Annotated in this window: 1 protein-coding gene; it reads right to left on the minus strand. The window is 70.5% G+C overall.

The annotated features are described in order from the left end of the window. Positions 1-902: AMP-binding protein (locus ACJ8IN_RS24610; RefSeq protein WP_442519558.1), on the minus strand; the 902-nt coding region annotated here is incomplete at both ends.

The following is a 902-nucleotide window of genomic DNA, read 5'->3' on the forward strand; positions in this document are numbered from 1 at the left end:
TCCGCCTGCGGCAGCCGGCGGTAAAACTCCGCCACCAGCGCCGCCGGCAGCGCTTCCCCGCTGCACATCACCCGCACCACCTGCCCGCAGCGCGTCGCCGCCTGCCCGTCCGCCAGGAAGCTTTGCAGCATCGACGGCACGAAGTGCAGCGTGGTGACGCCATACTGTTCGATCGCGCGGCTCAGGTAGTCCGGATCCTTGTGCCCTTCCGGCTTCGCCATCACCAGGCGCGCGCCGACCATCAGCGGCCAGAAGAACTCCCACACCGAGACATCGAAGCCGAACGGCGTTTTTTGCAGCACCGTGTCCGCCGCCGTCAGGCCGTAGGCCTCCTGCATCCACACCAGCCGGTTGACCACCCCGCGGTGTTCGTTCATCGCGCCCTTCGGTTTGCCGGTCGAGCCCGAGGTATAAATCACGTAAGCCAGGTGCGACGCCTGCGCGCGCGGTGCCGGGTTCTCGGCGCTCAGCGTCTCCGGCAACGCGGCCTCCAGCGCCAGCTGCGGCGTCGCAGGCTCGCCCAGCGCCGCCCGGCCGGCGGCGTCCGCCAGCAGCAGCACCGGGTCGGCATCCTGCAGGATGTACTGCAGGCGTTCGCCCGGATAGGCCGGATCGAGCGGCACATAGGCGCCGCCGGCCTTGAGGATACCGAACAGCGCCGTCACCATGTTCAGGCCGCGTTCGGCGCACACCGCCACCCGGCTGTCCGGGCCGACGCCGCGCGCTATCAGCGCGTGCGCCAGCCGGTTGGCGCGGGCGTTCAGCTGGGCGTAGCTCAGGCTTTCCGCGCCGCTCACCAGCGCGGTGGCGTCCGGCGTGCGGCGCACCTGCTGCTCGAACAGCGCCGCCAGCGTCTGATCCAGCGGGTAGTCACGCTCGGTGCGGTTCCAGCCATGCAGCAG

Source organism: Serratia sp. CY31944, assembly GCF_052169175.1.
GTDB classification, from domain to species: Bacteria; Pseudomonadota; Gammaproteobacteria; order Enterobacterales; family Enterobacteriaceae; genus Serratia; species Serratia sarumanii.